The organism is Virgibacillus tibetensis, from assembly GCF_036026595.1.
GTDB classification, from domain to species: Bacteria; Bacillota; Bacilli; order Bacillales; family Amphibacillaceae; genus Virgibacillus_P; species Virgibacillus_P tibetensis.
In genome coordinates, this window is the sequence record NZ_JARZFX010000004.1 from 47,686 (window position 1) to 64,306 (window position 16,621).

11 protein-coding genes and 1 pseudogene are annotated in these 16,621 nt (G+C 36.7%); 5 read left to right on the forward strand and 7 right to left on the reverse strand.

Annotated elements, in window-relative coordinates; translation table 11 throughout:
* Positions 1-62: 62 nt before the first annotated feature.
* Both QGM71_RS10220 and QGM71_RS10225 read right to left on the reverse strand, forming a co-directional pair.
* A complete protein-coding gene (locus tag QGM71_RS10220) occupies positions 63-674 on the reverse strand; it encodes a DUF421 domain-containing protein (protein ID WP_327607445.1) in 612 nt (203 codons plus the stop codon).
* 377 nt (positions 675-1,051) lie between these two features.
* Positions 1,052-2,353, reverse strand: coding sequence for a voltage-gated chloride channel family protein (locus QGM71_RS10225; RefSeq protein WP_327607446.1), 1,302 nt, complete (start codon positions 2,351-2,353; stop codon positions 1,052-1,054).
* A gap of 669 nt (positions 2,354-3,022) precedes the next feature.
* Here QGM71_RS10225 and rpsN point away from each other — a divergent pair.
* The 3 genes and pseudogenes from rpsN to QGM71_RS10240 all read left to right on the forward strand — a co-directional run.
* Positions 3,023-3,292 (forward strand): 30S ribosomal protein S14, encoded by a 270-nt coding sequence (gene rpsN / locus QGM71_RS10230; RefSeq protein ID WP_327607447.1) that lies wholly within the window; start codon positions 3,023-3,025, stop codon positions 3,290-3,292.
* 75 nt (positions 3,293-3,367) lie between these two features.
* Positions 3,368-4,531, forward strand: coding sequence for an FAD/NAD(P)-binding protein (locus tag QGM71_RS10235; RefSeq protein WP_327607448.1), 1,164 nt, complete (start codon positions 3,368-3,370; stop codon positions 4,529-4,531).
* A gap of 31 nt (positions 4,532-4,562) precedes the next feature.
* A pseudogene (locus tag QGM71_RS10240) lies at positions 4,563-4,897 on the forward strand (SDR family NAD(P)-dependent oxidoreductase); the annotation flags it as partial.
* 177 nt (positions 4,898-5,074) lie between these two features.
* Here the strand turns inward: QGM71_RS10240 and merA are convergent.
* The 5 genes from merA to QGM71_RS10265 all read right to left on the reverse strand — a co-directional run bounded on the left by merA (position 5,075) and on the right by QGM71_RS10265 (position 10,812).
* Complete coding sequence (merA, locus tag QGM71_RS10245) at positions 5,075-6,685, reverse strand: mercury(II) reductase (protein ID WP_407703020.1); 1,611 nt, start codon at positions 6,683-6,685, stop codon at positions 5,075-5,077.
* Between the two features lie 62 nt (positions 6,686-6,747).
* Positions 6,748-7,146, reverse strand: a complete 399-nt coding sequence (merR, locus tag QGM71_RS10250) for an Hg(II)-responsive transcriptional regulator (RefSeq protein WP_327607450.1) — start codon at positions 7,144-7,146, stop codon at positions 6,748-6,750.
* Between the two features lie 475 nt (positions 7,147-7,621).
* Complete coding sequence (locus QGM71_RS10255; RefSeq protein ID WP_327607451.1) at positions 7,622-8,446, reverse strand: carbonic anhydrase; 825 nt, start codon at positions 8,444-8,446, stop codon at positions 7,622-7,624.
* A 558-nt stretch (positions 8,447-9,004) separates the two neighbouring features.
* Positions 9,005-9,691, reverse strand: a complete 687-nt coding sequence (locus QGM71_RS10260) for a DUF421 domain-containing protein (protein WP_327607452.1) — start codon at positions 9,689-9,691, stop codon at positions 9,005-9,007.
* Between the two features lie 386 nt (positions 9,692-10,077).
* A complete protein-coding gene (locus tag QGM71_RS10265; RefSeq protein WP_327607453.1) occupies positions 10,078-10,812 on the reverse strand; it encodes an SDR family NAD(P)-dependent oxidoreductase in 735 nt (244 codons plus the stop codon).
* Positions 10,813-10,964: 152 nt separating this feature from the next.
* On the opposite strand from QGM71_RS10265, the gene QGM71_RS10270 reads away from it, so the two are divergent.
* Positions 10,965-11,549, forward strand: coding sequence for a TetR/AcrR family transcriptional regulator (locus QGM71_RS10270; RefSeq protein ID WP_327607454.1), 585 nt, complete (start codon positions 10,965-10,967; stop codon positions 11,547-11,549).
* A gap of 652 nt (positions 11,550-12,201) precedes the next feature.
* Positions 12,202-16,374 (forward strand): S8 family serine peptidase, encoded by a 4,173-nt coding sequence (locus QGM71_RS10275; RefSeq protein WP_327607455.1) that lies wholly within the window; start codon positions 12,202-12,204, stop codon positions 16,372-16,374.
* The last annotated feature ends 247 nt before the right edge of the window (positions 16,375-16,621 follow it).

Consider the following 16,621-nt stretch of genomic DNA (forward strand, 5'->3'; position numbering starts at 1 on the left):
ATTCTCCTCCTAAATCAAGAACGTAAAACATCATGCTTAGTTGGAATTTCTTATTATTACTGTTAATCCAAATTCTCTTTTGGTTTTTCTTTATGCTTTCTATTTTTAACCTCAGTAAATATGTTATCTGACACACTTGCTTTAGTTTTTGATGTTTCATTTGGAGGATTAGATTGATTTGATTCAATCAGCGATTTCAGCATCTGAATATCCTCTTTAGTAGCGTATTGTTTATCAGACTTTAACATATATCCTAACTGACCGTTCGCTTCTATTGTAGCCCATTTTAAATCAGTAAAATGCTGAATGTTTTGTTGTCTCATTCGTACTTCAAGCATATCAACCGTTAACCGCAGCTTCTTTAAATTGCTTTCATTAATTTGGCCGTTTTCAACTACTAGAAGTCCTTTCCCATAAATTAAAGTTTCAAGCGTATTCGATTTCACAACGATAAACTCAATAAAAAGAAGTGTAGCTACCATTAAAAATGTAATCAACATGGTAATCCAAATGTTCCTATCACCAACAGGTTGAATAATTAATGATCCAACAGCTATCATCATGACAGTCTGAGCAACAGTAAGCTGTGAGATTGATTTTCTTCCAGCTAATCGTAAGATCAGGACTCCTCCTATCACGATGACAACAGCTTTCCATATGAAGTGTAAATCCAATAGGATCCCCTCTTTTCAAATGTTGCTAAAAATATAGTTACAGTTGATTCTTTCTGGTTTAATATCTAGTGTTTATTGTGGATGAAATCCTTTACTTTATTCTTTAGTGAAGTTTCTTTATATAACTAGAGCAATAAATAGCAGCATATTGCTGTGTTAAGAAATAGGAAGAGTATAAAATTTTGGCTGCAATTAATTCTTACACTTAAACAGTCACGTCCGGCTGCAGCTCCCAGGGACTAGCGAGACTTCCTTCACCTCCGTACGATAAGTCAACATCGGCTTCCTGCGGTCGCCGTGTTTCCTTTATCTCCTGCGGCTCAGTCCAGTCCGTACGTCCCTAAACGGGCGCTTGCGCCTTTGTTAAGTCTAATTTGCTAAGGTTTTTTGTATTTTTCAACATTTTCAATCGTTTCCGCGCGAGGGATATTATATAACCTGCTCTTTGGCTCATAAATTTTTTGAGAAGGCCATAGTCCATGATGTCCTGAGAATAGATAGCTGACTATACAAGCAACAAAAAAGTACTCTAACCCTTTTCCGTCAAACATCTCCATTGCCAGCAGGAAAGCTGCTATAGGGGTATTAGCCCCTGCACAAAAAACAGCGATTAATCCTAATGCAGCGAGAAATGACATAGGTAAATCGATGAATGTGTGTAAGGAATTGCCTAATGTTGCTCCAATGAAAAATAAAGGTATGGCTTCACCGCCAACAAAGCCAGTACCAAGAGTTACTGCTGTAAATATTAGCTTGGCCAGGAAAGCAAAGGGTGGAACGTCTTCTACAAAAGATTGTTCTAAAATATCTAATCCTCGGCCATTGTAATCTTGTGAACCAACAATTAAAGTTAGTACTACAATGACAATTCCTCCAAAAAAGGCCCTTTTCATATGGTTTTTCTTGAAAATTTTTTCAGAGAATTTTTCTATCCCATGTCTCAACTGACAGTATAAAACACTTATTAGACTAAATATGACTGATAGAAGAATAACGATTATAAATGTATTAATAGATATTTCCGGTACGGTTTGTATTATAAATTCTTCGTGTTCATGTCCCCAAGCTGCTGTAGTTACATAGTGACCAACAAAGCTTGCCGTAAGACAAGGAACAAGTGCTTCAAATTTCAGTTTTCCCAATGCTGTCATTTCCATGCCAAAAACAGCACCTGTCATGGGTGCTCCAAAGGCAGCACCAAAACCAGCACTTATCCCGCTCATCATTAAAATTTTTTTGTCGAATATGTTTATCTTGAAAAATTTGTTGACCGCAGCAGCTACACTTCCTCCCATTTGGACAGCTGCACCTTCTCTTCCAGTTGAACCTCCAAAAAGGACTGTGATAAATGTAGCGAAATAGACGATAGGCCCCATTCTCCGCGGCACCTCTTTTTTCCCATGAACGGAGTCGATCACCAGATTATTTTGATCAGCAATGTCATTCAAAGTATAATTCAAAACTACCTTTCCGTAGTTCATATATATGTATCCTATGATAATTCCCCCCAAGGGGAGAAGGAAGATAAGCCAATCTCTTTTTGATCGTATATCATCTCCCAGATAATCGTTTGTCTCTAAAAGGAAATTGGTTGTTGAGCCGACAACTATACCAATTATGCTTCCAAAGATAATCCATTGACCCAGAACTGAAAAAAAGTTTTTATACTTTAACAGCATTTACCAATTCACCTCTATTCTTTCTTTTGGGAAATTCGATTTTATTGTTGCCTATCGAATTGAAATTATTAAAATAAAAAGTGAATAGCTAATTATGAAAGCACATTATTACACAGGCATTCCAACAAGCGACGCAAAAAAGGAAAGAAGAAAAAAAGGGTCACTTACGGCCGAAGAAGACATACGTCAACTATCATTGCTTAATGTGTCATGAGGAAGAAGCCGTATAACGTAGTTGAAGGATTTGATTTGACCGATGGAGAAGATCCAACTACTCCTCCAAGATTCAGCTACGAACAGTGTGGAGGAGAGATGTATCCAAAGTTCTATAAAGGATACATGGCCAGGAATATAATTATCGGATCTTCTTTAGCCATGGAAATTTACTCATGTAGAAAAAAATCACATAGCTGTATTTTTTAAAAGCAACTCATAAATCCAAAGATGGTTTTATAAACTAAATGGATAATCCAAAGAATAAATAGTAATGGTTACTATTTACAAATAAAGTGTAAAAGGGGTATAATTATAACAAAACGTAATGGTTACGATTTGCGAGGTGTTTATCTTTGTGGTTAAGAGATTATAAAATGCAAACAATCTGAAGAACAGCAGTTATTTTTTTGACTTGTGAATCGTAATGATTACTATTTAATAGGAGGCTTTGTAATGGCTAAGAAATCAAAAATAGCAAAAGAGAAAAAACGTCAGGCAATGGTTGAGAAGTATGCAGAGATCAGGAGAGAATTAAAAGAAAAAGGAGACTATGAAGCTTTACGAAAGCTTCCAAGAGATTCTTCTCCAACAAGATTGAAAAATCGTTGTGAAATTACCGGAAGACCAAGAGGCTATTTACGTAAATTTGGCATGTCACGAATTGCGTTAAGAGAATATGCACATAAAGGGCAAATTCCCGGTGTGAAGAAATCGAGCTGGTAAGTATTCGATTTCATATTTAGTAGTAGGTTACTTTTTCTAAAGCAGCAAGTGAAGTCAATTAAGGAGGGAAAACTGGTGTATAAATGGATTATTGTTGGCGGAGGTATTCATGGATGCACAATCGCAGTTCATTTATTAAAGAGTGGTAAGGTAGATCCGAGTGAGCTGTTAATTATTGATCGTTATGAAAAACCACTACATAAGTGGTCGATGATCACAAGTAAAATCGGCATGGATTTTCTTCGCTCGCCATCTGTTCACCATATCGATCAATACCCATTCAGCTTGCAGGATTATGCTAACAAGAAGGATGGGGGTACCACCTTTCTTGGGCGATATAAACGTCCACAATTAGACTTCTTCAATGAACACTGTCATGAATTATTAAATTCATTATCCATACAGGATGTCTGGCATCAAGGGGAAGTGAGAGACATTACTTCTTTTCATGGTGGTTGGCGCGTAAATGCTAATCAAAATGACTTCTTTGAAACGAAATATGTGGTCCTGGCACTTGGTGTGAATGAACAGCCTGCTTTTCCTGACTGGGCTCTTTCAGTTCGAAAAAAAGCGCCAAATAAGCTAAAACATATTTTTGAGGAACAGACAGAAGTAGATCGAAAAGACGGTAATATTTGTATCATCGGTGGAGGAATCTCAGCAGCGCATTTGGCAGTAAAGTTATGTGCTATAACAAAGGACCAAGTGACGCTAGTAAAGAGACATCCGTATAGAGTTCATGATTTTGACAGTGATCCGGGCTGGTTAGGTCCCAAATTTTTATCAAAGTACAATAAAGTATTAAATTTTAATAAACGTCGGTCAATTATTAATCAGGCTCGAAATCGAGGTTCAATTCCACGAAACATGTTTTTAAAATTAAGAAAATGCCAAGCGAATAATCAATTAGTAGTTATCGACGATGAAGTAAGAACTGCTTCTTATTGTCGCGGTAAGATTCATTTATCTTTTGAGAAAATTGACTCACAGAAGTTCTCCTGTATTTGGTTAGCTACTGGTTCACAGGCTAGGATACCGGAAAATCAATTAGTTAATAAATTGATTTCAAATGAAAAATTACCATGTGCAGCATGTGGGTTTCCGATAATAAATAAGCAATTGGAATGGAAGGCAGGCTTGTATGTTTCTGGTGCATTGGCGGAGCTCGAGGTTGGTCCAGTTGCCCGTAATATTGCGGGTGCTAGGAAGGTAGCTGCTAAATTAGTGGCTTTAGCTTAGTAATAGGGTGCCAGGCTGCCAATAATAACAATCTAGTGCAGGTGTGATCGGACAAGATTCCGTTGTAACGTACTCTGCAACCAAACACGGTATTGTTGGTATGACGAAAAGTTTTGTTGTTGAATATGCAAAAGATGGATTGCATGTGAATGCGATTGCTCCAGGTCCAACAGAAACTTCTATGGTTAAAAAATTCTATGACGACAACCCAGCATGAAGGAAAATGCAGTAGGTGGCATTCCGCAAAAACGTTTAGGTACCGCAGAAGAAGTGGCTGAATTAGTAACATTTTTGTTGACTAGCCCAGCTCAGTATATCAATGGCGAAGTCATTCGTATTGATGGCGGATTTACGAATACAAAATAACCAGTATTTGATAAAGGGAAAACTTTATTTTATAGAGTTTGCCTTTTTTTATTATTCTTTAAATAGTGTACAATCACTACGTACTAACCTGATCCATTAGTAAAATAAGACCGACGTATTGACGATCTCCTTGTTATGCTAAAGAAGGGGTTCGATAGTTTAAGTATATTTCTACATTTATCCTGCACAACAAGATAACTTCGAAACATCTTTATCAAATGTAAGAGCAGTTAGTCTTAATCCTTCTGCCATTGTTAAATATGGTGCAAGGCTATCTTTTAAATCCTCCACAGTTAAACCAAACTTAACTGCTAGTGTCGCTACATAAATCACATCACCTGCATTTTCAGATACAACATGAACTCCGAGAACTTTTAATGTTTTGACATCAGCAACCATCTTAAATAAACCTGTCGTTTCACGGTTTACTAATGCTCTTGGAACAGCATCTAAAGATAATACAGATGTTTTTACTTCATAGCCTTGTTCTTTTGCTTCTTCTTCTGTTAAACCAACTGTTGCAATTGATGGATTTATAAACGTGACAGCAGGAACAACGGATAAATCTAATTTTTTATTTAACCCACCAATCGCATTATCAGCAACAATGCCACCTTCATAGGCTGCTACATATACGAATTGAGGTCCTAATGTTACATCTCCTGCTGCATAAATCTTCTCGTTACTTGTTCTAGCATAATCATTTATCAGGATTTCGTTTCTTTTTCCGACTTTAACCCCTGCTTCATTTAAATTTAAAGAATCCGTATTTGGTTTTCTACCTGCTGCAATAAGTAATTGTTCTGATTCCACGACTCTTTTCTTGCCATTTACCGTTACATAAACCTTTTTAACCTCTTCAACTTGCTCTACACGCTCATAAGTTGCTCCTTTCACAAGGTTTATGCCTTGTTCTGTCAAAGCTTTTTCTACGGCTTCTGAAACTTCTGGATCATATTCTTTTAAAAGATGATCACTTCTCTGTATAAGTGTTACTTCTGAACCTAAATTATGAAACAGTTGCCCAAGTTCCAATCCGATATAGCCTGAACCAATAACAGTTAATCGCTTAGGCACCTTTTTTAATTCGAGTAGTGTTGTACTTGTTAGATAGTTCACTTTTTTAAGTCCTGAAATCGTTGGTATAGATGGCGAAGTGCCTGTTGCAATTAAAAATCGTTTTGCAGAAAGTTTCTCTCCATTTACTCCAACTGTACTTTCATCAACAAACTTAGCTTCACCCTTTATTAAATCAATACCATATTCATCAATTAAATCTATATATTTTTGATTCCGAAGTTCACTAGCTAATTCATCCTTTTGATTCACCAAAGAGGCTAAATCGACTTCCCCAGCAGATGTTTGTAAACCTGTGAACGGATTTACTTTTGCAAAATGATTGATTTCCCCTGCTCTTAGAAGTGTTTTTGATGGAACGCAGCCACTATTTACACACGTTCCTCCAATTATTTCACGTTCAATCATTCCCACTTTTGCACCATATTCAACTGATTTAATAGCAGCAGAAAAGGCAGCCCCACCTGAGCCGATTATTAGTAAATCGTAATCATCTTTCTGATCTAACACAACATTTTTTGGGGATGGAATTTCTTTTAGATATTCAGGTTGATATTTAGCTTTTGTTATTGCTAATTCTACTTGTTCAGCTTTAATATCATCCGTTAATTCAAATGCCGATTCGCCACGTCGAAAACTGGTTTCGATATTTGTAGCACCTATACTGGTTAATGCAGCATCAATATGTTGTTCACATCCTGTACAGGTCATTCCATTGATTTTAACACGGTAATTTTTCACTATTATTCCCTCCTAAAAAATCTACAGTATCTTCAATTAAATATTAACGAATCAATAATAGGACATTGATTTATTGCTTTTTGATCTGGACATCGACTTTTTAAATCCTTTAACATTGACTCAATACGCTTTAAGTCTGCAATTTGTTCTTGAATTTCTATTTCCTTTATTGATACAAACTCAAATATATTCTCGCAACGAACTTCATCATTATCAACAACACCAAGTAATTTATAAATTTCACTTAATGAAAATCCCAAGTCTTGCAGTCTTTTAATAAATTTTACACGCTTAACATCATCATCCGAATATATCCTATAACCTGCATTGGTTCGGGAAGGTTCTTTTAATAATGCTTTTTGTTCGTAATATCTAATTGTCTCTTTATTTACACTACATTTCTCTGCAAATACACTAATTTGGTAACTCAAATTATTCACCTCTATAAACATAATAAACCGCGTACCTTAGTACACGGTCAAGTCAAGTATAATATTAATATTCTCTTCTTCAATTATTCTGCCAGTTTAAGTGTAATCGTTTACAATATCTATATTTATTTATATTTTAACATAACTATTCAGATTACCTTGTGAAATCAAGCGGAAACTAATCTATTTTCAGTTTAATGATAAATTTATGTATACGAATTTGTAGTACAAAATAGAGGCATACACTGGCTATTATTACCAAATGAATTCGGGTGCGAATTACACTACAATTCTAATGTATATTATAAAGAAAATACTATTACACCAACAGAAAATGACCATCACATTTGCTGCAAATTGATGGTCATTTTACATTACATCATTTTTAATGTTTGCGATAGGTAATGGAACCCGTTAGCGTACAGTCCTCTTCTCTTCTTCGTAACAAGTTCCGCTCTTCTTATAGAGTTTTCCATTAATTATTAATAACTTCCCGTTCGTTTAAAGGCTGAACTGGGCGATGGTTTTCCTCGAAAATTTCTTGAAATGCTTCGATTTGTTCCTTCGACATTTCGATTGGCTCCTCAAAAATGATCCATTTCACTTCTTCCGTACACGGAGGAGTCGTTAGTGACCCATTGTAATGGAAGGATGTTTGGTCTTCAGGCAGAAGGTTTTGCAGGTTGATAGGCTCATCTATCGGAACCTCATTTTCTGTTTCTTCCTTTGGCATGTCATCCCATACAGCTGCAAGGTTTTCATTTTCTTTTCCTTCTTGAATCATCACACCAAGTACGGCTAACTCGCCATTACTATCTTGGTGTACTAGATGCAATTCCATATCTAAATGTTGGCCATTAAATAGATGCTCGCTTGGTGTGTGAAAATGAAATTGTACGAGTTGATATTCTTGATCTTCTGCTATTATACTATTGCCTTTTTCAGTGGCATTTGCTTGAACAGTATGACCATTATTGACAAGCGAAAAAGAAGCTGGTTGGTATTGAATTTCAATATTTTCTAATTTTTCACTTGCTTCCACTTGAGAAAATTCTATATTAATTGGTGATTGCTCACTTCCGTCGACACAGGCCGCATAAGACGGATCCAGGTTTCCCCAATGTTCCGGTCCCGTTTCTCCTTCATAAGACCAATGAGCAAGCTGTTCACTATCAACCTCTTGTTCTTCTTGTACTTCATCATCTGATTCAGGAGAGTCAGTGATATTTTCTGTCTGTTGCGAGCAAGCAACTAGTGCAAAAAATGCAGTAAAGAAGAGAAGGATCAGTTTTTTATTCAATTTAGACATTTCTCCTTTTCTATTGTTTTCTCACTTCCACTACATATGATATCAAATCTTTGAAGAAATAATATTGAAAAATCAAGAAAGCAGTATAAAAATACTACAAAAATCGATCCTTAGAAGGAGTATGGGAAATAGCTTTTGATACTTTATTACCGGTTGATTTGTTTCCTTTCGTGCCTTCCTGCAATTTAATGAACTTGAAGTACTCTAAAATGCCGGTAAGTTCTCAAAGGAAGTAGAAGAAAAATTAGCAGTCAAGGGATTTGAGAAACTTAAAAAAACTCTGATCGCAAAGAGAGAATGACTTTGAAGAATTCATAAAGGAAAATCGGCTAAAATAACAAAAAGACGAGAGTTTTGCTTCTCTCGTCTCATTTTTGTGTTTTAGTATCTTTAAATTATTATGGTGAGCCGTATCACAAATAGTTGCTTAAATAAATCATAGTATCTGCTCCTCCGCCAATTAATGTAGCTAAGGGCAGGTATCCTTTTGAAATTTAGGAAAGGCTGTCCACCTAATACATAGCATTATTAACTAAGTTGGTTATGGTATTAAGGTTTGTAAGGTATTATATAAATACCATCGCTGTTTAACCAATCTGCATAAAGAACTTCTTTACTACTATTCACACCACTTGTAGCCAGTTGATTATGTAGCCAGTTTTTATCAAAACCTAAATCTTTTATATTGTCTTCTACAACTTCTCCATCAATAATTAATGTTGTACTAAGAAAGACAGGTTGGTCAGGTAATTGTAAATCCTGCATTGTAACTTTTCGATATTTATTTTTCTTTAGGATACTTATTGAACCATTTGATTCCAAAATTGCATATGCAACTTCACGAATTGAAAAAATCTCACTTTGTCTTAGTAAGCTTAATAATTGATTAATATTCATTCGATTTTTTTTTAATTGATATCTATCAATCTTACCATCACGAATAATAATAGAAGGTTTTCCTTCCAGAAAACCTCGGATTCCTTTAAATTTGAGCAATAATTTTTCCATAAAAATCATTAAAATTCCCCATAAAAATACCGCGTAGACAATATATATGATGTTTACCTTTTGTTCATATATACCATTTCCTAAAAGTTCCGATAAAACAATAGCTGAAACGAAGTCAAAAGGAGTCAATTGTATTATTGTGGTTTTACCTAATATTTTAGTAATAAGAAAGAGTAAAAAAAATCCGATTATAACTTTTAAGGATATTTCTATAAAGCTTAGTTCCATTACAACCTCTCCTGTATCTATTAAAATAGAGAACTCTTTTTTTAATTATTAGTTTTGGCTGTTTTCCATGTTTTTAAACTTAAAGTACTATATAAAAAGAGATTTTCATTTATTTATAGAATGAATTGAAAGATAACATCTTTTTCAAAGTCTCCATATCTATTTAAAATATTAGATAGATATGAATACATTAGCGTTAAGGTCTCTGTCATTTACCGCATTTCTTATGCAGTTAGTAAAAGAGAAGTGCACATTGCCTCTCGATGTCTATTAATCCGGTAAGTGACACCTCTAAAACTGCATTCCAATAAAAAAGTCCCTAAATTGTTAAAATGCCAATTTAGGGACTGTATTCAAATTAGAAACTACTTAGTTATTGTAAAGGATTAAATTGTATCTTTTCCACCATCAACAATGTATGTTTGACCAGTCACATAAGATGCTTCATCTGATGCTAAGAAACAAGCAACGTTTGCAAGTTCAGATGGTTCACCAATTCTTCCCATCGGAATGGCTTCTGAGTATACTTTTAACATGTCATCTTCTACATCTTTTAAAATACCAGTATTAACCACACCTGGAGAGATTCCGTTGACACGAATGTTATCACGAGCATAATCGTGACCAGCTTGACGAGTTAGCATTAGTACTGCACTTTTTGAAGTAACATAAGCTGGTGATCCTGGAGTAGCATGTCGAGATGAAATAGAAACAGTATTTACAATGGAACCGCCGCCATTTTGTTTCATATAAGGAATAGCATGTTTTATACCAAAGAATGGACCGTTTATGTTGATGCTGATTACTTTATTCCATTGCTCTTCTGTATATTCATCGATAGTTGCATAAGCTCCAATAATGCCTGCATTGTTACATAAGATATCTAGTTTACCAAAGGTATTTACTGCTGTTTCAATAAGATTTTTTACATCTGCTTCTTTTGAGACATCCACTTTTACAGCTTTTACATTTTCACCAAACGTTTTTTCAAGATCAAAGATAGTGTCTGTTATATCCCCAACAATAACTTTTGCGCCTTCTTTAACAAATTTCTCTACGATTCCGTAACCGATACCAGAGGCAGCTCCAGTTACTACAGCTACTTTGTTTTCTAGTTTCATAAAATATTCCTCCTTCTATTTATGCTAAACATGTCTACAACTCCAACTTAACATCTATGGGGAAAAATAAGGTAAACAAAAATACTTCAAATGAAGCTTAAACAACAGTTATACTAATAGTGTTAGGTATTACTTTAATAGGAGCTGGACATATGGAACTTAAAATAGATCGAAGAGTTAAAAAGACGAAACTTTCTTTTGAAAATGCTTATATTGATTTAATTGAACAGTATTCGGAACACGAAATTACAGTATCGATGCTTGCGCAATATGCAGATGTAAATAGAGCTACCTTTTATGCCCACTATTCAAATAAGGAGGAGTTTCTAGAAGAGGCTTTGTGCGCTTTGTTAGAAGGGTTAAGAGAAGCCATCTTGTCACCTTTTGATAATAAAAAAAGGATAAATGTAAATTCTTTAGCACCTACAACAGTTCAAATAATTGAATATATTGAAAGAAATAAACGGATATTTTATGCATTGTATACTAGTCATTCAGATTTTGAAAAGCGTTTAGAGGAGTTGTTTTATCATATTTTTTCAAAAGATATTTTTATTGAGATGAAGTCCAGAATGGGTACGATAAATTATGAAATGTTTTTACATTATCAATCGAATGCCACCCTGGGATTAATTTTTTATTGGATTCAAGGTAAATTCCAATATTCTGCGAAGTATATGATGGATCAACTTACTATCTTTTCTAATACCCAAGTAATTGACTTAAAGAAGATATGAGCTCGCCGAGTCTGGAACAGTAACAATATTTAACGATAAATATAATGGGCGTTCCGTACGTCTTCTTTTCAGATAATGGAAATTTAAGCGAGGCTACTAGAAGTACTACAAAAGCGATGATCAACGTTCAGAAAGTTACTAGAAAAACAGAAAGTAGAAACAACGATAGAAAGCATTAAGTGAAGTTATAAAACAAAAATATTTATACCCTCATGCGTCCATATTTTATTCATTCCTGTATCCCACGCGTCGCCATTTTCCCATAATCAATAGTAACAAAAAGCACGTTTCTTATTTGTTCTTAGGCTAAAGGAATACCGTCTCTTTCCTGTAAATAATATGAAATTATTCCATTTATATCTCTTGTATAAAGATAAAGTAGCAAGTATTTACTACCAAATGACGTTTTTCAATATTCAGTATCAAGTGCTATAGTCTTGGAAATTGGATGTTAGGAAGCAATAGAACCCTACCAACACTTCTCTTGTGAAAAACCAAATCCATATTTACAGAAAAGTCGAAAATACAGCCCTTATTCCCCATGAAATCTTCCAAATATCGACAAGATTCTCGAAGGCTATCATGTAGTCTAGTACTAATTGATAGTTTACTAGAGATAACTATCTTTAAAATACAACATAGGAGGGTGTTCATGAAGAAGAGTTTAAGGTGTATTCTATTTTTTCTTTCAACAGTAATTTTAGTTTTGAGTACATTTTTATCGCCAGTGGCCATGGCAGGAACTCAAAACAAAATAGCTGGAGACAGCTTACAACAAGAATCTACATATAAAATTGACAGCAAGGTAAAACAGAAATTGGAAACGAGTGAGGAAGTAGCCCTATTAATTGTTCTGAATGATCAAGTTGATACTTCTAAAGTAATGAAACAGGCAAATCAAAAAGCAAACGAGAATAGGGAACAAGGATTACACAAGAAGCATTTAGTACGGTCAGAAGTGTTGACAGAATTAAAGGCTAACGCGCATCAAACACAAGCACCGTTATTAAAACTTTTAGGTCAGGAAAAGCAAAAGGGCAAAGTGAAGGAATATCAATCTTTTCACGTAATTAATGCCGTTACGTTTACCGGATCGAAGGAAGTTGTTGAAAAAATTGCTTCCCTTAAAGAAGTGAAAACGATCTATTTAGATGAGGAACGGCAATTGGTAACAGATTCAGACGTGACAACAAGTTCTATGGATGAAAACGTACAATGGAACGTCGAGCAAGTCTTAGCACCAGAAGCATGGGAGCTAGGTATTGATGGTACAGGAGCTGTTGTTGCAAGCATTGATTCAGGGGTTCTATGGGATCATCAAGCGTTAAAGGAAAAATATCGTGGCTATAATGCTGCTGATGGAACGGTGGATCACCAATATAGCTTTTATGATGCGGTAAATGGACAAGCAGAAAGCTATGATGACAATGGTCACGGGACTCATGTTACCGGGACAATGGTAGGAAGTGAGCCTGATGGAACGAACCAAATTGGTGTTGCTCCTGGGGCGAAGTGGATTGCTGCGAAAGCATTTGATGACAGTGGAAGTGGTTCCGATTCTAATATTCTAGAAGCTGCCCAATGGCTTATGGCACCTGGTGGCAGAGTGGATATGGCTCCAGATGTCGTAAACAATTCCTGGAGCGGCGGTTCAGGTATTAATGAGTGGTTCTTAGAGGTTGTGCAGACTTGGAGAGCATATGGTATTTTCCCGGTTTTTGCAGCAGGAAATGCATCGCTTCTATTTCCAAATGGACCTGGTACGATCGCAAGTCCAGCCAATTATCCAGAGTCATTTGCGGTTGGTGCAGTAGATGATAAGAATTTATTAGCTGATTTTTCATTCCAAGGTCCGTCTCCGTATGGTGAAGTGAAGCCAGAATTGACAGCACCTGGGGTTAAAATTCGCTCCACGTTACCTGATGGGGGATATGGAGATAAGAGTGGTACCTCGATGGCAGCACCACATATTGCAGCAGCTGTTGCATTATTGCGCCAAGCTAATGCGAGTATAACCGTAGATGAAATAGAGCAAGTGTTACTTGAGACGGCCACGCCATTAACCGATCGGGATTTTACAGAGTCTCCTAACCATGGCTATGGCTATGGATTATTGAATATGTATGACGCCGTATTATCGAAAACACAAGGTATGGGCGTGATTAGTGGAAACGTGACAAAACAAGGGGAAGACAATGAGGACCCTGTCTATTCCCATACTCCGGTCCAGGAGGTTTCTGAAGGACAACAAATCGACCTTATCGTACAGGCAAGTGATAATATCAGTGTTGAGGATGTACAGTTAGAGTATCAAGTGAATGAAGGCGAGTGGAACAGTGTTTCTGCAGAACGTATTTCTGGAAACTATTTATCTGGTGAATATCTCGCAACGGTTCCAGCAGGTGTTGCTGAAGCAGGAACGCTAACCTATCAATGGAAGATTACGGATTATGCAGGAAATACCGTAACTAGTGAAGCATATCTTGTCACCATACTAGAAAGCTTAACAATAGGCTACTTTGAGGATTTTGAAACAGAGCCAGAAGGTTGGACCGTTGTTGGGGACAATCCAAGCTGGGAATGGGGAATTCCAACCTCAGGACCTAATGCAGCTGCATCAGGTGAAAACGTGTATGCTACCAATCTATCAGGAAATTATATCGATGGAATGAGAGAAATGCTCGTTATGCCAGCAATCTCCTTACCGGATGAACCGGCGAGCTTACATTTTAAACAATGGTATAGCTTTGAACAGTCGGCATATACTGGCACCGCTTATGATTATGGATATGTCATGGTGTCAACGAATGGTCAGGATTGGACGGAGCTATTAATGGTTAAAGGAGATTCTGAGGCATGGATTGATGCATCAGTTGATCTTTCCGAGTACGCTGGGCAAGGTATTTTCATTACATTTTATACCTATTCGGACTCCAGTACCAATCGACCTGGCTGGTATATTGATGATGTTGCCCTAGAAGCAGGAGTGGATGGAGCAAGCACGACGACAGATTCCGATCCAGCAACCATCCAAACAGCAGATCTATCAGATGAAAAAACAGGTACAGAAGTGGATAATGAGTTATCCCTACTGCCAATAGAAGCGCAAGTTAGTGTATTAGAGACAGGACGGTCAACCGTAACCAATCCGCAAAATGGAGGGTATATGTTACGCCATCCTGCGGGAGAACATACCGTTATTGCGGAGTCCTATGGCTACCATGTCCAAACGGAAACGATTGTCATTACAGATGACGAAGAAGTTTCTGTCGACTTTACCCTAGAAGAAAAGTCAACAGGTACGATCACAGGTGTTATTACCAATGAGTTGACTAGCGAGCCCATTGAAGGTGCAAAAGTCTATCTCGTCGAGGATGCAAATATTGAACCTGCTGAGACAAATGCAGATGGGGCCTTCCAGTTAACAGTATTTGAGGGAACGTATACCCTGAAGGTTTCCGACCCAATGCATTATCCGAGTACTGCTACAGTGACAGTGGAAGCAGATGGTGAAGTTACTCAGAATGTTACGTTAGACCCGATTATCGGTACATCAGAAACCATTGCTTATGATGATGGAACCGCAGAAGCGCTCAACTATATGTATACAGCTGGAAATGGATGGGCTGTAAAAATGTCCCTTGCAGAAGGGGAAAGTCGAGCAATATTAACGGGAGGCTATTACAAGTTTGATGGTGGGAATCGTCCGGATCCGGGTGGAACAGAATTTTTAGTGGAAGTGTATGATGCAACTGGTCCAGATGGTTTACCAGGAGAGAAAATTGCTGGTCCATTTGAAGCAGAAGCAATACGTTCCCATACGGATTGGACATTTATTGATTTAAGCGGAGAGGAAATTACAGTGCCAGGTGATTTTTACCTTGCTTATATTCAAAAAGATATTTTTCCATATATACCAGCAATTAATAGGGATACAAGCTCAGAGTCATCAGGCAGAAACTATTCCTTTATTGATGGAGTATGGAAGCAGACCTCATCAGCCGATGGAAACTATATGATTCGAGCTGAGGTAGCATATGATGAGACTGTACCAAAAGTCACATCACCTATAAATAACTCCTATACAGCTGATGAGACCATTATGGTTAGTGGAGAAGCACAACCAAATACAGACGTTCATTTGTATAACAATGATTCGGAAGTGGCTGTCGTTACTTCAGGAGAGGATGGAACATTTAGTGGAGAGATATCCTTAACAGAAGGTGAAAACAAGATTACTGCTCGAGCTGCTCAAGGTGAACGATTCACTAGACCATCCAATCAAGTGAAGGTTACACTAGATAGCAACTCTCCGGTTGTATCTATCCTCTCACCTCAGGAGGGAGAGCGATTTAATACAACATTCGTAACCGTACAAGCTGAGGTAGAAGAAGAAAATCTTGAGGTTGTTACAATCAATGATACAGAAGCTACCCTTGTTAACGGAATCTATGAAGCTACTATCACACTGGAACAAGGAGAAAATAGTGTAGTGGTTACTGCCAGAGACCTAGCTGGGAACGAAACCATTCAAACGACTACAGTCGATGTAGATTCAGTTGCTCCTGTCATCACGATAGAGTCACCAGTAGATGGCGAAACAACTTTTAAGAAATCGGTAAAAGTTGAAGGACAAGTATCAGACGATAACTTAGACTTTGTACGTGTGAATGGAAAAGGAACCAAAGTAAAAAATGGTTCATTCAGTACCAATGTTAGTCTAGAAGATGGGGAAAACATCATCATGATCTGGTCGAAGGATACATTTGGGAATGAGACTTGGGAACAGGTGAAGGTAGTTTATTCCAGTGGAAATAGGAAATAAAATCCAATATAATTGGTAAGAAGATTTAAGCCCACAAACCTCGTTTAGTTTGTGGGCTTTCCTTAACATTTCAGTGGAAGGGGTTTTATCGATTAATCTCCCCAATACTTCACCTATTCAATATGGGTTCGCGACAGTTTAATAACCTCTTCAATAAATTCCTCTTGGGAAGCTTCAAAACCTGTATTAATCCAATTGGATAAAAAACCGTTGCCTCTTAAATTCACGGTGAATTAAGCATAAGTAA

What these genes read in the sequence shown, in the direction of transcription:
- QGM71_RS10270 (WP_327607454.1), top strand. Translation starts at nt 10,965, where the DNA reads ATGGAACTTAAAATAGATCGAAGAGTTAAAAAGACGAAACTTTCTTTT.
- QGM71_RS10265 (WP_327607453.1), bottom strand. Translation starts at nt 10,812, where the DNA reads ATGAAACTAGAAAACAAAGTAGCTGTAGTAACTGGAGCTGCCTCTGGT.
- QGM71_RS10275 (WP_327607455.1), top strand. Translation starts at nt 12,202, where the DNA reads ATGAAGAAGAGTTTAAGGTGTATTCTATTTTTTCTTTCAACAGTAATT.
- merA (WP_407703020.1), bottom strand. Translation starts at nt 6,685, where the DNA reads ATGACCTGTACAGGATGTGAACAACATATTGATGCTGCATTAACCAGT.
- QGM71_RS10225 (WP_327607446.1), bottom strand. Translation starts at nt 2,353, where the DNA reads ATGCTGTTAAAGTATAAAAACTTTTTTTCAGTTCTGGGTCAATGGATT.
- rpsN (WP_327607447.1), top strand. Translation starts at nt 3,023, where the DNA reads ATGGCTAAGAAATCAAAAATAGCAAAAGAGAAAAAACGTCAGGCAATG.
- QGM71_RS10260 (WP_327607452.1), bottom strand. Translation starts at nt 9,691, where the DNA reads ATGGAACTAAGCTTTATAGAAATATCCTTAAAAGTTATAATCGGATTT.